The organism is Maribacter spongiae, assembly GCF_047345125.1.
Classification (GTDB): Bacteria; Bacteroidota; Bacteroidia; order Flavobacteriales; family Flavobacteriaceae; genus Maribacter.
Genome location: NZ_JBLFEQ010000001.1, coordinates 186,927 through 205,436 on the forward strand (window position 1 = coordinate 186,927; position 18,510 = coordinate 205,436).

Consider the following 18,510-nt stretch of genomic DNA (forward strand, 5'->3'; position numbering starts at 1 on the left):
TGCCGAAGTGGGATTTATTCGTCCATCGATGGGCTTTAGGGATGTTTTAGTCATTAATACAAACTAATTTCCTTCCTATTCAAAATTTATAAATTAAAGCGTATGAGCGGTACATTAAATAAAGTGATGCTGATCGGGCATTTGGGAGATGAGGTAAAGATGCATTATTTTGAGGGTGGAGGAAGTATAGGAAGGTTTCCCATTGCCACCAATGAGACCTACACGAGCAGGCAGACAGGTGAGCGCGTTACTAATACGGATTGGCATAACATCGTAGTTAGGAACAAAGCTGCGGAAATATGTGAAAAGTACCTCAGTAAGGGAGATAAGGTCTATGTTGAGGGCAGACTTAAAAATAGACAGTGGCAGGGAGAGGACGGCAATACCAGATACACGACCGAGGTACACGTACAGGACTTTACTTTTTTGTCCACAAAGAAGGAAAGTATGGCAAATAATGCCGCTAATGCTCAGCCCGGGCAACAAGCGGTACAAAATACTACGGTGAATACACCAAGCCAAGCCACTCCCCAAGTAAGTGAGCCGGAGCCGGAAGATGATTTGCCATTCTAATTTTTAAACTTAAACCATAACTGTTGGACCCCGACCCCCTTCATTTTCTTCCGAGTTTTATGGTTATGGACAGTGTCTTTGCATTGAATATTATTGTGCTGTTATTGTTGTTGTTATGTTCCGCAATGATATCCGGGGCCGAGGTTGCCTTATTTGGGCTTTCTGGGACGGAATTAAAGGAAATTGCAGATCAAAAGACGACAAGGGGCAGTATTTTACTTAAATTATTGGAACGCCCCAAAAAACTATTGGCCACTATTCTGATTACGAACAATGCCATTAACATTGGGGTTGTATTGCTTTTTAATGTTATAGGGGATACCTTGTTTTCGAACATCGACTATGTTCTTTTTGAAATTTTGTCCCTACGATTTCTTTTAGAGGTGGTAGTAGCCACTTTTTTGATTTTAATGTTCGGGGAGATTCTTCCTAAGGTGTATGCCAATAGGAACCGGGGGAGTTTTTCGCATTTTATGGCCTATCCCCTTAAAATTCTGGATTTTTTGTTTTCCCCTTTAAGCCTTCCCATGCGTTTGGGAACGGTATTTCTTTACAATAAGCTGGGAAAGGAAAAATCCAATTTGAGCGTGGACCACCTCTCGCAGGCTTTGGAACTTACTTCGGATGGCGATACCACAAAAGAGGAGCAAAAAATCCTGGAAGGTATTGTAACCTTTGGAAATACGGATACCAAACAGGTAATGTGTCCGCGGATAGACATTTTTGCCCTAAGTGAGCAATTAAAATTTCCCGAAGTGTTGGAAGAAATTAAAAAGAACGGTTATTCCAGGATTCCTGTTTTTTCGGAAAACATAGATAACGTTTCGGGTGTACTCTACGTAAAAGACCTGTTGCCCCATTTAGAACGAAAATCATTTAACTGGATAAACCTTATCAGGGAACCCTATTTTGTTCCGGAGAACAAAAAACTGGATGACCTACTTGCCGAATTCCAAGAAAAGAAAAATCATCTGGCCGTTGTTGTGGATGAATATGGTGGAACTTCCGGCATTGTAACTTTGGAGGACATTATCGAGGAAATTGTAGGGGATATCAGTGATGAATTTGATGACGAAGACCTTGTGTTTTCCAAACTGGACGATTATAACTATGTTTTTGAAGGGAAGACCACATTAAAGGATTTTTATAGAGTGATTAAACTGGAGGACGAATCCTTATTTGAGGATAACAAAGGGGAGTCCGAGACCATAGCGGGATTTGTTCTGGAAATTGCGGGCAATTTTCCACGGCGTGGAGAAAAAGTTGCCTTTCAGGATTACCTTTTCGTTGTAGAAAGTTTGGATAAAAAGAGATTAAAACAAATAAAAGTAACCTTGCCCCATGAAACTTAATTATTTGTCAATCGTTCTTTTGATATTGTTTTTGGCCGGTTGTAGAGAAGAATCTATTATCCCCAAACCAAAAGCACAGATCCGTTTGGAATATCCCCAAGGGGAATTGGCTACGTTGGAAACGGATGATTTTATGTTTCAATACAACCGATTGGCCCGTGCGGAAGCAAATAAAGACCAAGCCTTTATCATTGATTATCCAGATATGAAAGGCTCCATTTTCATCAGTTATAAAAAAGTGGGAGATGATTTGAACGAACTGATCAGGGACGCGGAAAAATTAAGTTATGAACATGCCTCAAAGGGGCAGATAATACCTTATCCTTTTGTAAATCCCGATGAGAAAGTATACGGAGCATTGTTCGAGGTTCAGGGGGACGCCGCTTCCCAGTCCCAGTTTTTTGTAACGGACAGTACGGAACATTTCCTTACGGGCTCGGTCTATTTTTATACCAAACCCAATTATGATTCCATTCTTCCGGCTGCGGCCTATTTGCAAAACGATGTCCGAAGGATAATGGAGACGCTTCGGTGGAAAAAATAAATCTTCGGACCTGTCCGGTTTTTGAAACCTGACGGGTTTTTCAAAACGCAAAAATGCAAGATTTTTTAGATTGCCATGAACGAATAAGGCCTTATATCCATAATACACCGGTTTTAACTTCCCGATCGATCAATGCAAAAATTGGTGCAGAAGTATTTTTCAAATGCGAGAACTTTCAGCGTGCGGGAGCCTATAAGATTCGTGGGGCCACCAATGCCATTTTAAAATTAACGGATGCCCAGAGAAAAAATGGAGTCGTTACACATTCCTCGGGGAATTTTGCACAAGCACTTTCATTGGCTGCTCGGAGTATTGGGGTGCCCGCCCATATCGTAATGCCTTTATCGGCTCCAGAGGTCAAAAAAACAGGGGTGTTGGAATATGGTGGGAAAATCTATGGATGCCAACCTACAATAAAGGCTCGGCAGGAAACGGCGGATAAAATTACAAAGGAAACAGGGGCTACATTTTTGCATCCGTCCAATAATAAGGATGTAATTATGGGACAGGGTACGGCCGCTTTGGAATTGTTGGACGAACAACGGGATTTATCGGTTATTTTTTCTCCAGTTGGCGGTGGCGGGCTCATTGCCGGTTCAGCTTTGGCCGCTCATCATTTTGGGCAAAATTGTGCGGTCATCGGCGGGGAACCTTTTGCCGTAGATGATGCCTATCGCTCTTTAAAAAGCGGCAAAATAGAAGGGAACGTTACGACAAATACCATTGCAGACGGATTAAAGACCACATTAGGGGATAACAATTTTCCCATTATTAAGGAATATGTAAAAAAGATAGTCCGTGTTACAGAAGGAGAAATAGTAAGTGCCATGCGTTTGGTCTGGGAACGAATGAAAATAATTATTGAACCCTCAAGCGCCGTTGCCGTTGCTGCTTTGCTACGGGATGCTTTGGAAAATCCAAATGACTACAAAAACAAAAAAATAGGACTTATAGTTTCTGGGGGTAACGTGGATTTGGAAAACCTATCCTTTTAAAAAGGTTTAAAAAATCCCACGATTACAAATTGTAACGCCGCACCTATTTTTTACCCAGTAAACTTTTTGCTTTTGCTATGCTGGAATTGATCTTGTTTTTAACTTCTTTTACTTTTTCCTCTTCTTCGTCCAACCATTTTTGTTTTTCTTCCGAAAGCGTTTTTCCTTCTAGGATTTCTTCGGAATCGAATCGGTTTCCAAAACCTTGCATCCAGTCCATCATGACTTTATTCGCTTCCTGCAAATTGTTCAATGCCTTGGCTTGTGGGGATTCAGGGCCTAAGGAGTCGGCCATTGGTTTTAGTTTTCCCGCCAATTTGCCCAGGGTGCCCATTTTGGGCATTACTTCATCATGTATGGCCATTACCTGTTCCATTTGGGTAGGCACGTCCGCTTTTTTTTCCTCTTTGCAGGAACCAAATGAAATCAATACCAAAAGCAAGGAGAAATAATTTTTATTAAAGAGCATATTTTTTTATTTAAAGTTCACCAAGTTACTATATTAATCAAAAATCGATTAATGGGTTCAATACGATAAAGATACCGAATAATGAAAAAGTTTTAACGACCAATTCATAATATGGCACCGGCCCATAGGATTAGGGCCGGTGCCATTTGGTCATTAGAATGAATATTGAAATCCGGCCGTTACCGTTTCTTTATTTTTTAATTGGATACCATTAAGATCTTGATATATTGGGATGCCAAATTCAAAACCGAAGCGAAGATTTTTTAAGCTTCCGCTGGGAATATAAGTGTTAAACCCTATCCCGGAATTAAGGTAATTTCCGCCAGAGTTATCGGTATCGGCGGTGATGACCATGGCCGGATTCAGGTTGGGGTCAGCACCATTGATTTCCCTCACGTTCAGACCTTCCAACCGAACAGAAAAACTTAACCAATCCGCTGCCTTTGCGGCCAGCCAATTATTTAGGCTGTATCTATTGCCGTAGCGGTAATCCCTTTCATTTTTACCAAAACGAAAAACCCCTCGTAGTTGCGAGCCATAGGAGAAAATTTTGCCCTGGCATAAATAGGTGACGGCCAGATTGGTATCAAAAGTGCCGCTACCTACTTGCATAGGGTAAGGAAGTAAGACCGCATTTGGGGCAGAGGCCGGAATTACATCACTCCGGGTAACACTACCTGTGGGGATGGATATTCCAAACTGTCCGTGCATGGTCTTTTGGTTCTTATTAAAAAACTGATATAAAGCTGAAAGTGAAATATCTCCAAAGCCGGATGCTTCCGTAGTAAATGTTCCTCCCATTCGGGTAATGTGGTCCATGGTCATATCCAAATAGTTCACCATGGCCATCAAGGTCAATTTATCACTTGGGGCATACATGGCTCCCAGCATATGCATATTCATGGGCATTTTAGTAGGGGTTACCATATAATCGGCTAGGGCCTCCTGAAAATTTGCATCGCTGGAACCTTGTTTTAAATCTTCCATGTTCATGTACATGTAGCGATAGCTGAACATCCATTCCCCCTTACCGTGCATATGGTCTCCCATAATGGATATAGGTGCGTGGCCATCAGGTCTGCCGGCCGACCATTTTTTAAGGGTATTGTTTATAGTATCCTGTGCATATATGTTGATAGTGGCCAAACATAAAATGGCCAAAAAAGAATATTTCATTTTTTAGATATTAAGATTAAATGTAAGTGAATACCGGGAACATGCTATGGGAATTGCATGCCGACCAGTGGTATGTAGTGGGATTATACCAATGAATTTGGCGGGTGCGAACTTTGTTGACTGTAAAGGAACCGATAGAGGTTTCGATACTCAAAATAGCTCTTGGCCTGTACTATCTTTGTTTGATGCGCTTCTATCCTAGCCAAAAAAACAAAGCCGATAGGATAATCCTCCAAAGCTATTTTTGGAAGGTTTTGCCTTTTTTCTTCGTTTTGCTTCTCCAGTTTTTGCATCAAATAACACTTTCCGTTACAATTCAATGCTATATTGTCCTTGTTAATACATAAAAATTCCGCAATATAATCCTCATTGAGTATATACTCGAACAAGGGCATTATGGGCCTGGTCATGGCAAGCATGTAGAGAAGTACAAAAAAAGTTGCCGTAAAAGACCTCAAATTCGGTTTTTTTGCAAAGTTAAAACCACATTTTAGAGTATGATAATTTTATATCATAAAAAAACGGCACATTTGTAAAAAATTTCAAATTTTGAAAGGCCCAGATCAAAAATGGTTTTATCTAATTTTTCTTTCGCTGATTTGGGGCTCGTCCTTTATCCTGATCAAAAAGGCATTGATAGGTTTTACTCCCATACAATTGGGAGGTTTACGTATTCTATTGGCCGCTTCTTTCCTATTGCTTTTAGGGTTTAAGAGTTTAAAGGCCATTCGGGTAATGGATTGGAAATGGATTGTTATTGCGGGATTGTGCAGTTCTTTTTTCCCACCTTTTTTGTTCGCTTTGGCACAGACCGAGATAGATAGCGGTGTTACTTCCATTTTCAATTCCGTGGCTCCTTTGTGTACTTCACTGGTGGGGGTACTTCTCTTTGGATTAACGGTAACGGGAAAACAGCTCTTGGGAGTGGTCATTGGTTTTTTTGGCACGATAATATTGTTATTCGCCGGTATGCAATTTAGGCCCGACCAGAATTATTGGTACGCCGCTTTTATTATCATTTCTGCCTTGGGGTATGCATTTAATATCAATATCATCAAGAAACACTTGGCCCATTTGAGTCCTTTGGCGGTAACTACGGGCAGTTTTGTCGTGGCCGTGGTTCCTGCCTTGGCAATGCTAATGGTCAATGGCGTTTTAATTGATTTTTGGACCGACGTTAAAATGCGGATGGCCATCTGGTTTTTATTGGCCCTGGCCATTGTTGGAACGGCCCTGGCCAATATGCTCTTTAATAAACTGATACATATATCCAGCCCGGTATTTGCGGCTTCCGTGACCTATACGATACCCTTGGTGGCGGTGTTATGGGGCGTTTGGGATGGCGAGGTTATTAATATATATCAAATTCTGGGAGGATGTGTTATTTTGATCGGTGTGTGGATGGTAAATAAGAGAAGAAGGAATTAACATTGGTTCTTTCTGTACAACTGTAACAAAGTAAGATTGTAGTTGTCATTTAAAATGACGATCGATCAAAAACACATATCATGAAAAGAGCATATTTTATAGTGGCCATTCTTTGTTTTGTTGCATTCAATTCACAGGCCCAACATAAAAAGATAAAGGTAAATACTTTTGAAAAAATAATCATAAGCCCGCATATAGCGGTTGATTTGGTTCAGGGTGATGAAGAATCCGTTGTCATTGACAATGCAAAAGTACCTACGGACAAAATAAAAGTGAAGGTAGAGGGCAAAACCTTGAGATTATATTTGGACGGTGCAAAAACGGTAACAAGATCCGAACGTGTTTCAACGGATAATTGGAAAGGAAAAAAACCAATCTATAACGGTACTATGGCTACGGTTATCATAACCTACAAAACATTAAAGAACCTGTCCATTAGAGGAGAGGAAATCATAAAGTGTAAAAGTCCGCTAGATCAGGATAAATTAAAATTGACCATTTACGGGGAGTCCAAAGTTTATTTTGATTCGGTTAGATTGGATGAACTTACCGTAGCCATTTATGGCGAAAGCTATCTGGAAGTTGGAGCAGGGGAAGTTCGCAGACAGGTATACAGGGCGTATGGGGAGAGCGAGGTAAATACAAGGGAAATGAATAATAAAGAAACCAAGATCACGGCCTATGGCGAAAGTAATTTTAGGGTAAATGTTTCCGATAGATTAAAAGTAAGCTGTTATGGTGAAACAACCATTAATTATGAAGGCGATGCAGCCGTGGAAAAAGGAATTGTAATTGGCGAGGCCGAAATTAGAAAGATAGGTTAGTGTTTATTTCTTATGGATCGTAAGAATGGAAAAGCCCGTTCATTTGAACGGGCTTCTCTCTGTAATTTTTTATTCAAAATCCGAGGCCGAGACCCCATCGTTCACTTTAATTTCCGAAACGATAAAGTCAAATTTCTGCGGCCCTATGGCCTGGGATATGAGATAAGGGAACAAAACCCCCGATATTTCTTTATAATCGTTGTAGTTAATTGTACTGATTATTTGCTGCCCCTGTATTTCGGCAACATTTACTTCCTGGAGCTTTAATCCGGACACCGTATCATAAAAGACCGTTTTATGGTCCGTAACTTTTAGCTTGTAGGCTTTTTTATCGCCTATCATTTCGGTTCCTGCTAGAGAAATGCCACTCACGGACAGGTAATTGAGTTCGGGAAAAGGTGCGGATTCCTCCTTTATTTTTGTGATTTCGTCCGCAGATAGGTCTTTGCGCTGCCCTTGTATCACCATATACCCCTTATTATCGTCCAAAACCTGCTTGCTCATGGAATTCCCCATCATTTTTATATCCTGCATGAATTGATTTTTGGATGTCTTTTTCATTTCAAGGTCCAATTTTATTCCCTGCATTTCGGCAGTGGCGATCAATGAATAGGATTTTACACTTTCCAGTAGTGTCTTTCCGCCGATCGCTTCAATATATTTTTCCAAAACGGAGTTGGCCGTAAGGCCTTCTGGTGTTTTAGAATCGTAGTTAGGTTTTGAGACCGTGCTGGCGGTTTTGTCGTAAAATTTAACAGGGACTTTTTTACCTTTAAAGGTTACTTTTTCCAGATTCTCCAGAACATCACTTCCCTTACCTACTACCACTATTTTTGCATTGTTGGCACTAAAGTATTTCTGTGCGGCTTTTTGTACGTCGTTCACCGTAATTTTTTCCAGGCGTTCCAAATATGTTTTGTAAAAATCCTTGGATAGTCCTTCCTTTTCAATATTCAGGGCATAACCTGCAATGGTCTTGGGTTGTTCTAGGGCCATAACGAACCTACCTGCATATTTGGCCTTGGTATTGGCCAGTTCCTTTTCGGTAACCGGTTCATTCACGATACGGTCTATTTCTTTGAGTATTTCCACCACGGAACTGTCGGTAACCTTATTTCTAACGCTTGCCGTAGCAAGGAACCTGGACACTCCATATTTATCGTTACCTATACTTGAATACGATCCGTACGTATAGGCCTTATCTTCCCTAAGGTTAAGGAAAAGCCTACCTTCACCGCCGCCACCTAAAATTTGATTGGCCACTAATGCAGGGAGGTAATCCTCATCATTCATTTTAAGTTCCACTAAGTTTTGTACCGCTATTTCCGATTGTACGGCATTGGGCATATCCACGAAGTTAATTTGGGTGTACTGTGCATTCTTGGGGTCGGAGAAACCAAATGAAGGGGGTATTGCCTTGGTCCACGGGGTAAAATATTTTTCTACCAGCTCTTTTACCTGATCAAAAACTACATCTCCTATTATGATAAGATAGGCATTGGCGGGTACAAAATAATCGCGGTAGAAGCTTTCAATATCCGTCAGCATCACGTTTTGTACGGTTGTTTCGGATGCATATTCCCCATAAGGGTGATTTTTACCATAGGCTAATGCCCGTTGTACCCTTCCTGCAATGGTTGGAACATCTTTTTCTTGGGTTTTTAGCCCTGTTACTAATTTTTCCTTTTCTTTCTCGAACTCCTCTTGCGTAAAGTTTGGATGGATGGCCGCATCGGCCAGTAATTCCAATATTCTGGGAAAATATTTGGAAAGTGAATTGGCGGAAGCACTTTGTGACCCAAAACTCATTTTTGCTCCGAGAAAATCGATTTCCTCGTTAAACTCGTCTTTACTTATATTTTTGGAACCAAGCCCCAAAAGACTCCCCGTAAGGCCGGAAACCCCTGCTTTATCGCCTTCTAAAACGGGAGGGTTATCTATGGTTAACTGTATGGAGACCCTTGGTAGTTTATGGTTTTCCAACACCATTACCTTTAGACCGTTGTTCAGTTCAAAACTTTGTGGCTCGTTCAAATTTATTTCTGGTGCAGGACCTGGCTCTGGCATAACGGAGCGATCTACCTGTGCTCGTGTTAATGAAGCACTTAAGATCAAGACGGATGATAGTATAAAAAACTTTTTCATTACAATATTTAGTTTGCAGGTTTTTCTTCGGGCAAATAATCAATGACAACCCTTTGATTTGGTTTCAGGTATGTATTGGCTACTTCCATGATCTCTTCACGGGTAATGGAACGGTAGATTTCTATTTCTTTATTGATCAGTGAAGTGTCGCCATATAAAATATAATTTGTAGCCAAGGAATTCGCTATGCCTTCTACATTCGAGTTTGAGTTTACAAATTTATTTTCAAACTTGTTCTGTAATTTTTTGTAATCGTTTTCAGAGATCAATGACGTACGCACCTTTTCAATTTCTTCTTCTATCGATGTGTTCAATTGCCCCAAAGTGGTCTGTCCCACCGGTAGGGCGAAAACCAAATACATACTATAATCTTCCTGGCCTAAATTGATAGCGCCGACCTGTAAAGCTTCCTTTTGGTCGTCTACCATCTTTTTGTAGAGTTTGGAGGTAGGTCCATCACTCAAATAGGTGGAGAGCATGTTTAATACATAAGCGTCCCTATTCTTAAAACCCGGGGTCCTATAACCTATTATGGTAGCAGGTATCTGAATATTGGCATCGTAAGTTTTTGCTTTGATTTCCTTGGTAATAGGGTCTTCCAAAGGATAATCCTTAACAACGTCGGCCCCTTTGGGAACCGCTGCAAAATATTCGGAAATCCACTTTTTTGTCTGCTCCGTATCAATGTCGCCCGCAACCACCAGTGCCGCATTGTTGGGAACATAGTATTTTTCTTTATAGGCGATGAATTCATCCAATGAAGCGGCATCCAAATCCTTCATATATCCAATATTCGGGTCTTTGTACGGGTGTTTTTTAAATAGATTTTCGGATACGGTAAATAAAATCTTCCCATAGGGCGAATTGTCATAACGAGACCTTTTCTCTTCTTTGATCACTTCATTTTGTGTATCCACGCCATTCTGGTTTATGACCGGATGAAGCATTCTTTCAGATTCCATCCATAGGGCCAATTTTAGATTGTTGGAGGGAAACACCTCATAATAAAAAGTCCTGTCATTGGTAGTGTTGGCATTATTGGTCCCCCCGTTGGAAGAAACGATTTCGAACCACTTTCCCCTTTCGATATTTTTTGTGCCTTCGAACAAAAGATGCTCAAAAAAATGGGCAAAACCTGTTCTGCCTTCTGTACGGTCCTTGCCGCCCACGTGATACATTACCGCTGTGCTTACCACTGGAGCCGTATTGTCCTTATGTAGGATTACATGGAGTCCGTTATCCAGGTCATATTCCTCATAGGCCACTTCTTGTGCACCGGTAAGGCCGGCAATGAAAAGTAGCGCAAAGGCCGTTACTAATTTTTGTTTCATTGTATAGTGTTTAATGTTTATGAAATTCCTGTTCATAGAGACAATGGTACATCTCTTTATCCATATCTCAAATTTGTATGTTTTCATTACAATTTGTTACAAGTAACATATTTCGTTTTTGCAAGATATTGCAAGAATGTTGTTTTAACATGAAATTATATCGATAATTAAGTAAAGATTTCTTAACTTAAGGAACGATAATCATAGTAAGCCAATATTATGAAGAATTATGTGCTTCCCATTCGTTTTGGTATCGCTATTAGTGGTTGTTTGATCGCTTATTTTCTGATTTTGTCCTTATTGGGTCTCCATACCAATATTTTTTATAGTTTGTTCAACGGCGTCATCACCGGTTTCGGCATTTATGAAGCCATTAAATTTTATAAGATTAAAAAGGGCAATGATTTTAACTATGGCAATGGTTTTGTCGCCGGTTTGATCGCAGGAGGGGTAGCTACGCTCATTTTTACTATTTTCTTTGCTTTTTATGCTACGGAATTCAACACCCGTTTTTTAGAGGAACTTTCTACCAAATGGGCCAATGAATATAGGAGTTTTGAGGCCATAGTTTTTTTGGTGGTCGCAGTTATGGGTTTTACAACGACCCTGGTTTTGACCCTATCTTTTATGCAACTATTTAAAACTTCTTTGAATCCCTCGAAAAACAAGGCTAAAAACTTCTAAAAAGCCTTGTAGATTCGCCATTAAGAAGTATATTTGCACCCGCCTTTGGAAAAAATCCCAAGGTTTAATCATTACATTTATTAATACTATGTACGCAATTGTAGAGATGGCAGGGCAGCAATTTAAAGTTGCAAAAGACCAAAAAGTGTACGTTCACCGTTTGCAGACAGAAGAAGGAAAAAAGGTAACTTTTGACAATGTTCTTTTGTTGGACGATGGCAAGAACGTGACTATTGGCGCCCCGGCTGTAGACGGAGCCGCAGTAGAGGCCAAAGTCATTAAACACCTGAGGGGCGATAAGGTAATCGTGTTTCACAAGAAGAGGCGCAAAGGATACAAAAAGAAAAATGGACACCGCCAATCCTTGACCGAGATCGTTATCGAATCCATTGTTGCAAAAGGAGCTAAAAAAGCGGCACCTGCAAAAAATGAAGGGAAACCGGCAACGAAAAAAGCCGAAACCAAGAAAGCAGCTCCAGCAAAAGAGACTGCTAAACCTGCTGAAAAAGCCAGTGCCGACTTAAGTAAAAGTACGGTCGCTGAATTAAAGGAAATGGCAAAAGCCAAAGGAATAGAGGGAATTTCCTCTATGAAGAAAGCTGATTTGATAGCAGCTTTGAGCAAATAAAAATTAACGATAATCTCTAAACGAAGGTTTGGAGCTTAAAATTATATATCATGGCACATAAAAAAGGTGTAGGTAGTTCAAAAAACGGTAGAGAATCGGAATCGAAACGTTTAGGTGTTAAGATTTTTGGAGGTCAGGCCGCCATAGCGGGTAACATTATTGTTAGACAGCGTGGAACAAAGCACAACCCAGGTGAGAATGTGTACTTGGGAAAAGACCATACATTGCATGCACGTGTAGATGGCTTGGTAAAGTTTGAAAAGAAAGCGGGAGGGAAATCTTATGTTTCCATAGAGCCTTTTGAGGCTTAAAATTCCTTTTAGCGATAATTTACGGACCCTCACTCAAAAAGTGAGGGTTTTTTGTTACATGATATCTTTACAACAATTTCTCTATCACTATATGCTACGTATTTATCCTATTGTCATCAATAAATTCAGAACCTTTTCAAAGAGTGCTCCCGTAAAATATCCTTTATGATCTTGATATGATGTTTGGTATGGATTCGCAGAAATTTTTTTGCCTGTGCTTTATTGATCATATCAAAGTAGGGATGCCCACAATTGGCGTTGGCCGCTAATGGTTCAATTTTTTTGAGATTGTTTTTAGCTTCGGACAGAAGTTCATAAAGTTCATTGGTTTCAACATATGATGGGGGAATTACAAATTTTGGAGCTTTAGCCTTTCCCCGTGGTATAATACCGGTGGTAAGAACGAATATCCGGACAAAGTTGATTTTTGATTTGTAATCTTTGGGGTTTGAACGTAGCAGCCCTTCGCAAATAACATTAATTGTTTTTAAACTATGGTACAGATGCCAGATTACATCAACTTTTGAAACGGTATTGCTTTTAACGTCCCTATATTCAAAGTAATCCTCTAATTCTGCGAGTAGTTTGTCCAAAAAGTACCTTTTAATTTGTTTAAACCTTGAATTTCAATAAAACAGGATGCTTCCTGTCGGGAAATTCCTTTGGAGTTCTAAAAACAAAAACCCTTATCATGTTATAAAAAATGATAAGGGTTTTTGTATATGTTCATGTATTTGATCTAGTACCTGTAGTATTCCGGTTTAAAAGGCCCTTCTACCGTAACTCCGATATACTCGGCCTGATCTGGTTTAAGTTCCGTGAGTTCCGCACCCAATCTGGACAAATGCAATTTGGCCACTTTTTCATCCAAATGCTTGGGAAGCATATAGACTTTGTTTTCATAGTTGTCACTATGGTTCCAAAGCTCTATCTGTGCCAGTGTTTGATTGGTAAACGAGTTGCTCATTACAAAACTGGGATGCCCGGTAGCGCAGCCCAAATTGACCAATCGTCCTTCAGCCAAAATAATAAGGTCCTTTCCGTCAATAGTATATTTATCTACTTGTGGTTTTATCTCGTCCTTGGTGTTTCCATAATTGCCATTTAACCAGGCCATGTCTATTTCATTGTCAAAATGACCTATGTTACATACGATTGCCTTGTCTTTTAAGGCTTTAAAATGCTCTCCGCGAATAATATCCTTATTTCCGGTCGTAGTGATTACAATGTCCGCATTCCCGATGACAGTTTCCAGTTTTTTCACTTCAAATCCGTCCATACAGGCCTGCAGGGCACAAATAGGATCTATTTCCGTTACGGTTACTATGGAACCTGCACCCTTAAAGGAAGCGGCCGTTCCCTTGCCTACGTCCCCATAACCGGCGACCACGACCCTTTTCCCGGCCAACATCGTATCCGTAGCCCTACGGATGGCATCTACGGCACTTTCACGACACCCATATTTATTATCAAATTTGGATTTGGTCACGGAATCGTTCACATTAATGGCCGGCATGGGCAACGTGCCTTTCTTTACACGTTCATATAATCTATGGACACCGGTAGTCGTTTCTTCCGAGAGCCCTTTAATACCAGCGGCCAATTCAGGATATTTATCCAAGACCATATTGGTCAGGTCACCACCATCATCCAAAATCATGTTCAACGGCTTACGATCTTCTCCAAAAAACAGGGTTTGTTCAATACACCAATCAAACTCCTCCTCGTTCATTCCCTTCCATGCGTACACGGGAATACCGGCTTCGGCAATAGCTGCGGCGGCCTGGTCCTGCGTGGAAAAAATATTACAGGAACTCCAGGTAACCTCCGCCCCAAGGGCTATCAATGTTTCAATGAGCACGGCCGTTTGTATGGTCATGTGCAGACATCCTGCAATGCGGGCCCCTTTTAAAGGTTGTTCATTTTTATACTCTTCCCGCAGGGCCATTAATCCCGGCATTTCCGCCTCGGCGAGTTCAATCTCTTTTCTTCCCCATGCCCCAAGGTCAATATCTTTTACTTTATAGGGCACATATGGAGTAGTTGTGGTGTTCATATCCTTTTTTCTTTTTACTTTCGTTTATAAGCGCTTGGCTTATTCCAATGCGCTGCAAAGGTACAAATTAAGCAAGGAATCCCATGGCGCTTTACAAAACTATAACAGTAGATAAAAATACGTCCCTGGCCATATGGAAAGTTGAGGAGACGGAAGATTTTTTATCCAAAGGAATCAAATTGAACGACCATTGTCAAAAACGTTACGATGGCATGAAATCCCAACTGCACCGTAGGGCCTTTCTAAGTATTCGGCATTTGCTTGCAACATATGGTTATGTTGATGAAGACCTGTTTTATGACGAGACGGGAAAACCTCATTTGAAGGACGGCAATTTTATATCCATTACCCATTCCCATAATTTTACGGGTATTATTGTTAGTAAGACCGATGAGGTAGGAATAGATATTGAGATGCAGCGGGATAAAATCTTGCGTATAGCCCATAAATTTACACCGTTCGAAGAGTACCGTACTTTAGCCAATACCGATGCCATTGTCCGGAAATTGACTATTGTTTGGGGCGCTAAGGAATCGCTTTACAAAATATACAATAAAGAAGGGCTAAGCTTTTTGCACCATATTAATGTGGCCGATTTTTTCTTTGCGGACCAAAAGACAACAGCGGAAATCCTATATGAAGGGATAACCTCCTCTTATACGATCGATTTTCTGGAATTTGAACGCTTCACCTGTGTATATGCCATAAAAAAATAGTTTAAGGGCTTTTGCCTATGCGATGCACCTGACTTTAAAACCTAAAACTTGATTTTTTTGAATGGACATATCCATAGGACTTATTTTTTCCCAGCTTCAAGATGATTTTGGGCAACACATCATCAACTTTGTTAAAAAAACTCGGGGGATCGGCTTACCATATTCGAAGATTCGCTAAGTACCCAAATATACGGAGGTTATGATGCCATGATAGGGGGCGAATACGGAAAACAAAGACTCCCCTTGAATTAAGGGACATGGGATCGTTGTATCTAAAAATTGTAAAATCCTATAAGAGTGATTGTGAACCCCATTTTTGATTTTTTTCTTGAAGGGTATCAAGATAAGGAACCCTTCATTATTGTTCTGGAAGCCATTGTTTTTGTTACCGGTATTGCCAGTGTTTGGTATGCCAAAAAGGAAAATATCCTAGTATATCCTACAGGATTGGTGGCCACGGTCATTACGGTCTATCTATTTCTAAGAGATGGCCTGTTAGGGGATATGATGATGAATTTCTATTGGTCCGCCATGAGCATTTATGGTTGGTGGAACTGGTCCCGGAAAAAGGACGGTAAAAAAGTTGTTCAAATTTCAAGGACTACGACCAGGGAAAAACAGATCGGTTGGGGGCTTTTTATACTAACGGTTTTAATGAATTATGGGATTTACCGGATATTTGGGTATAATATAGAAATGAGCAATTATATAGATATGCTCACTTCCGGTATCTTTTTTACGGCCATGTGGTATATGGCCTTAAAAAAACTGGAAAATTGGACACTTTGGATTTTTGCCGATATTGTTACCGTCCCACTTTATGCCTATCGTGGTTGGGGCATGCTTTCACTTCAATATCTTATATTTACCGCTTTGGCCGTACAGGGCTATGTCGCATGGAAGAAAAGTATAGACAACAACCTTCAAATATCTTTAAAGTAGTTCTTTTTGGACCGGAATCTACGGGCAAAACAACACTTTCAAAGCAGTTGGCCAGACACTATAATACCGTTTGGGTGCCCGAGTATGCACGGGAGTATCTGCAGGATAAGTGGAACAATAAACGTAAGACGTGCGAACCAAAAGATTTATTGCCCATTGCCGAGGGTCAAATACGATTGGAAAACGAACTCACCAAAAAAGCAACGAATATTCTTGTCTGCGATACCGATCTTTTAGAGACCAAAGTATATTCTGAAGCCTATTATACAGGAAATTGTAACCCTATCCTGGAGAAATACGCCTTGAAAAACAGCTATGACCTTTATCTGCTCACCTATACAGATGTTCCCTGGGAAGCGGATGATCTAAGGGATAAACCTAATGAAAGGGAACGGATGTTCTCCTATTTTAAACGGACACTCGAAAAATACGATCGTAATTTTATTATATTAAAAGGAAATAAAAAGAAACGTTTGCAAAATGCAATAAAACATATAGATAACTTATTAAAAGGATGATGAATTTAACGCAGAAGGATTTCGAACTATTAAAGGAAAAAGGAATAAACAGGGAAAAGGTACAAGGGCAAATAAATACTTTTGAACAAGGCATTCCCTTTGTTGACCTTAAAGACGCCGCAGTTGTGGGGAATGGAATCTGTAGATTCTCCGAACAGGAGGAAAAAGAATTGGTAAGGTTGTTTAATGAAAAACTCCCGAATTTGTCCGTGCTCAAATTTGTTCCCGCCTCCGGTGCGGCTTCCAGAATGTTCAAGGCCCTATTCAATTTTTTACAAGCGTACGACCCAAATAAAGAGACCCTTGATGACTATTTAAAAAGAAGCGATGATACGGCCATAAAGGTATTTGTGGACGGTCTTGAAAACTTTCCGTTTTACAAAAAAGTGAAAAATAAGCAGGAAAAAGAAGCTGAAAACAACGGTGAGGAAGTATATGCCTTTGTAAAGGAACTGTTGGATGAAAATGCACTTAATTATGGTTTTTACCCCAAAGGGTTGCTGCCTTTCCATAAATATGGGGACAATACGGCAACGCCTTTTGAAGAACATTTAAAAGAAGGGGCTTTATATGCAGCTTCCAATGGGAAATCCAGGTTGCATTTTACAATTTCGGAACAGCATGAAACTATGTTCAATACGGAGTTGAAGAAGGTTGGAGATGAGGTTTCAGAAGCTACCGAAACTGCTTTTCATGTAGATTATTCATTCCAAAAACCTTCAACGGATACCATCGCGGTGGACATGAACAATGCCCCGTTCAGAAATTCGGATGGCTCTATATTATTTCGTCCGGGAGGTCATGGCGCATTAATAGAAAACCTTAATGAGCAGGATGCAGATATTATCTTTATAAAGAACATAGATAATGTTGCCGTTATGAAAGATGCCCATACCGTTGCCCAAAGCAAAAAAAATCTGGGCGGAGTTTTACTGCAGGTTCAGGAAAAGGCATTTTCTTTTGCAGCTTCTTTGGATGAAGGCCTGGCAGATGAGCAAAAGATCGATGAAATAGTTCTCTTTTTAAAAGAAAAATTGAATGTGCGGTTTTCGGAGGATTTTGACCGTATTTCAAATGAAGAAAAAATAACCTCCCTTAAAGATAAATTAAATAGACCCATACGCATCTGTGGTATGGTAAAGAACGAAGGAGAACCCGGTGGTGGACCTTTTTGGGTCGTAAATGACAAGGGCGGTGTTTCCCTACAGATCATAGAATCGGCACAGATCGATATGGAGAATGAAAATCAAGTGAAAATACTAAAAAACGCAACACATTTTAACCCTGTGGATTTAGTTTGTGCCGTACGTAATTATAAGGGTGAAAAATACGATCTCCTAGATTTCGTAGACCATAAGCAAGGGTTTATTACCGAAAAAACCAAAGAAGGCCGTGAACTCAAAGCTTTGGAACTGCCCGGACTGTGGAATGGGGCCATGGCTTTTTGGAACACCATTTTCGTTGAGGTCCCTTTGGTGACCTTCAATCCCGTTAAAACGGTAAACGATTTATTGAAACCCTCGCATCAGGCCTAGCGTATAAAAATTCTTTGATATGCTGAAGTGAATATGTCTTTTGGCGAATAAGGGAGCCGTGAATATTCAAGTTTCAATCTGCAAATTCCCCGATCCTTGGGGTGGGGTTTCCTATCGGCCTCTCGTTAAGAAGTCTGGACCGCCTCTTTTGGCAGTTCAGGGTGAGGTAAATACGAAATTTCGGTTTTCGGGCCCGAGGCCAAAAATCGTAAAAATGGATCGGCCGAACATCCGAACGGATTTCTTTTTCGTAAATAAAGGACGATACGGATTATCAATCCTT

The 18,510-nt window shown here is 40.4% G+C and carries 20 protein-coding genes; 13 read left to right on the forward strand and 7 right to left on the reverse strand.

Going from position 1 to position 18,510, the window contains the following annotated elements; all coding sequences use genetic code 11:
* Window positions 1–102: 102 nt before the first annotated feature.
* From ACKWB9_RS00850 to ACKWB9_RS00865, 4 genes are read left to right on the forward strand one after another with little or no spacing between them, the layout of a single operon-like run.
* A complete protein-coding gene (locus ACKWB9_RS00850; RefSeq protein WP_414001081.1) occupies window positions 103–573 on the forward strand; it encodes a single-stranded DNA-binding protein in 471 nt (156 codons plus the stop codon).
* A 23-nt stretch (window positions 574–596) separates the two neighbouring features.
* The gene (locus ACKWB9_RS00855) at window positions 597–1,925 is read left to right on the forward strand and encodes a gliding motility-associated protein GldE (RefSeq protein ID WP_414001082.1); all 1,329 of its coding nucleotides are present in this window, start codon (window positions 597–599) and stop codon (window positions 1,923–1,925) included.
* Entirely contained in the window at window positions 1,915–2,469 is a 555-nt protein-coding gene (gldD, locus tag ACKWB9_RS00860; RefSeq protein WP_414001083.1) for a gliding motility lipoprotein GldD, read from the forward strand. Before ACKWB9_RS00855 ends, gldD begins: the two co-directional genes overlap by 11 nt.
* A 53-nt stretch (window positions 2,470–2,522) precedes the next feature.
* Window positions 2,523–3,464, forward strand: coding sequence for a pyridoxal-phosphate dependent enzyme (locus ACKWB9_RS00865; RefSeq protein WP_414001084.1), 942 nt, complete (start codon window positions 2,523–2,525; stop codon window positions 3,462–3,464).
* 43 nt (window positions 3,465–3,507) lie between these two features.
* Here the strand turns inward: ACKWB9_RS00865 and ACKWB9_RS00870 are convergent, their stop codons facing one another.
* The 3 genes from ACKWB9_RS00870 to ACKWB9_RS00880 form a co-directional block, all read right to left on the reverse strand.
* Window positions 3,508–3,933 carry a hypothetical protein gene (locus tag ACKWB9_RS00870; protein ID WP_414001085.1) on the reverse strand — a complete coding sequence of 142 codons (426 nt, stop codon included), beginning with the start codon at window positions 3,931–3,933 and terminating at the stop codon, window positions 3,508–3,510.
* A gap of 153 nt (window positions 3,934–4,086) precedes the next feature.
* Entirely contained in the window at window positions 4,087–5,109 is a 1,023-nt protein-coding gene (locus tag ACKWB9_RS00875; protein WP_414001086.1) for a transporter, read from the reverse strand.
* Window positions 5,110–5,192: 83 nt separating this feature from the next.
* Window positions 5,193–5,567 (reverse strand): hypothetical protein, encoded by a 375-nt coding sequence (locus ACKWB9_RS00880; protein ID WP_414001087.1) that lies wholly within the window; start codon window positions 5,565–5,567, stop codon window positions 5,193–5,195.
* 91 nt (window positions 5,568–5,658) lie between these two features.
* On the opposite strand from ACKWB9_RS00880, the gene ACKWB9_RS00885 reads away from it, so the two are divergent.
* Complete coding sequence (locus ACKWB9_RS00885) at window positions 5,659–6,537, forward strand: DMT family transporter (protein WP_414001088.1); 879 nt, start codon at window positions 5,659–5,661, stop codon at window positions 6,535–6,537.
* An 80-nt stretch (window positions 6,538–6,617) separates the two neighbouring features.
* A complete protein-coding gene (locus ACKWB9_RS00890) occupies window positions 6,618–7,361 on the forward strand; it encodes a head GIN domain-containing protein (protein ID WP_414001089.1) in 744 nt (247 codons plus the stop codon).
* 69 nt (window positions 7,362–7,430) lie between these two features.
* Here ACKWB9_RS00890 and ACKWB9_RS00895 read toward each other — a convergent pair whose 3' ends face one another.
* Both ACKWB9_RS00895 and ACKWB9_RS00900 read right to left on the reverse strand, forming a co-directional pair.
* Window positions 7,431–9,506 carry a M16 family metallopeptidase gene (locus ACKWB9_RS00895; RefSeq protein WP_414001090.1) on the reverse strand — a complete coding sequence of 692 codons (2,076 nt, stop codon included), beginning with the start codon at window positions 9,504–9,506 and terminating at the stop codon, window positions 7,431–7,433.
* An 8-nt stretch (window positions 9,507–9,514) separates the two neighbouring features.
* Window positions 9,515–10,837 carry a M16 family metallopeptidase gene (locus tag ACKWB9_RS00900; RefSeq protein ID WP_414001091.1) on the reverse strand — a complete coding sequence of 441 codons (1,323 nt, stop codon included), beginning with the start codon at window positions 10,835–10,837 and terminating at the stop codon, window positions 9,515–9,517.
* Between the two features lie 219 nt (window positions 10,838–11,056).
* Here ACKWB9_RS00900 and ACKWB9_RS00905 point away from each other — a divergent pair, with 219 nt between their 5' ends.
* The 3 genes from ACKWB9_RS00905 to rpmA all read left to right on the forward strand — a co-directional run bounded on the left by ACKWB9_RS00905 (window position 11,057) and on the right by rpmA (window position 12,460).
* Complete coding sequence (locus ACKWB9_RS00905) at window positions 11,057–11,521, forward strand: DUF4199 domain-containing protein (RefSeq protein WP_414001092.1); 465 nt, start codon at window positions 11,057–11,059, stop codon at window positions 11,519–11,521.
* Window positions 11,522–11,609: 88 nt separating this feature from the next.
* Window positions 11,610–12,149 (forward strand): 50S ribosomal protein L21, encoded by a 540-nt coding sequence (rplU, locus tag ACKWB9_RS00910; protein ID WP_414001093.1) that lies wholly within the window; start codon window positions 11,610–11,612, stop codon window positions 12,147–12,149.
* A 50-nt stretch (window positions 12,150–12,199) separates the two neighbouring features.
* The gene (rpmA, locus tag ACKWB9_RS00915; protein ID WP_414001094.1) at window positions 12,200–12,460 is read left to right on the forward strand and encodes a 50S ribosomal protein L27; all 261 of its coding nucleotides are present in this window, start codon (window positions 12,200–12,202) and stop codon (window positions 12,458–12,460) included.
* Between the two features lie 125 nt (window positions 12,461–12,585).
* Here the strand turns inward: rpmA and ACKWB9_RS00920 are convergent, their stop codons facing one another.
* Window positions 12,586–13,053 (reverse strand): hypothetical protein, encoded by a 468-nt coding sequence (locus tag ACKWB9_RS00920; RefSeq protein ID WP_414001095.1) that lies wholly within the window; start codon window positions 13,051–13,053, stop codon window positions 12,586–12,588.
* Between the two features lie 146 nt (window positions 13,054–13,199).
* Window positions 13,200–14,516, reverse strand: a complete 1,317-nt coding sequence (gene ahcY, locus ACKWB9_RS00925; RefSeq protein WP_414001096.1) for an adenosylhomocysteinase — start codon at window positions 14,514–14,516, stop codon at window positions 13,200–13,202.
* A gap of 83 nt (window positions 14,517–14,599) precedes the next feature.
* On the opposite strand from ahcY, the gene ACKWB9_RS00930 reads away from it, so the two are divergent.
* From ACKWB9_RS00930 to ACKWB9_RS00945, 4 genes are all read left to right on the forward strand, one after another.
* Window positions 14,600–15,232 carry a 4'-phosphopantetheinyl transferase family protein gene (locus ACKWB9_RS00930; RefSeq protein WP_414001097.1) on the forward strand — a complete coding sequence of 211 codons (633 nt, stop codon included), beginning with the start codon at window positions 14,600–14,602 and terminating at the stop codon, window positions 15,230–15,232.
* Between the two features lie 303 nt (window positions 15,233–15,535).
* Window positions 15,536–16,174, forward strand: coding sequence for a nicotinamide riboside transporter PnuC (pnuC, locus tag ACKWB9_RS00935; protein WP_414001098.1), 639 nt, complete (start codon window positions 15,536–15,538; stop codon window positions 16,172–16,174).
* On the forward strand, window positions 16,129–16,692 hold the full coding sequence (locus ACKWB9_RS00940) for an AAA family ATPase (protein WP_414001099.1): 564 nt from the start codon (window positions 16,129–16,131) through the stop codon (window positions 16,690–16,692). Before pnuC ends, ACKWB9_RS00940 begins: the two co-directional genes overlap by 46 nt.
* Entirely contained in the window at window positions 16,689–18,227 is a 1,539-nt protein-coding gene (locus ACKWB9_RS00945) for a DUF4301 family protein (protein WP_414001100.1), read from the forward strand. The genes ACKWB9_RS00940 and ACKWB9_RS00945 overlap by 4 nt, the downstream gene beginning before the upstream one ends.
* Window positions 18,228–18,510: the final 283 nt, after the last annotated feature.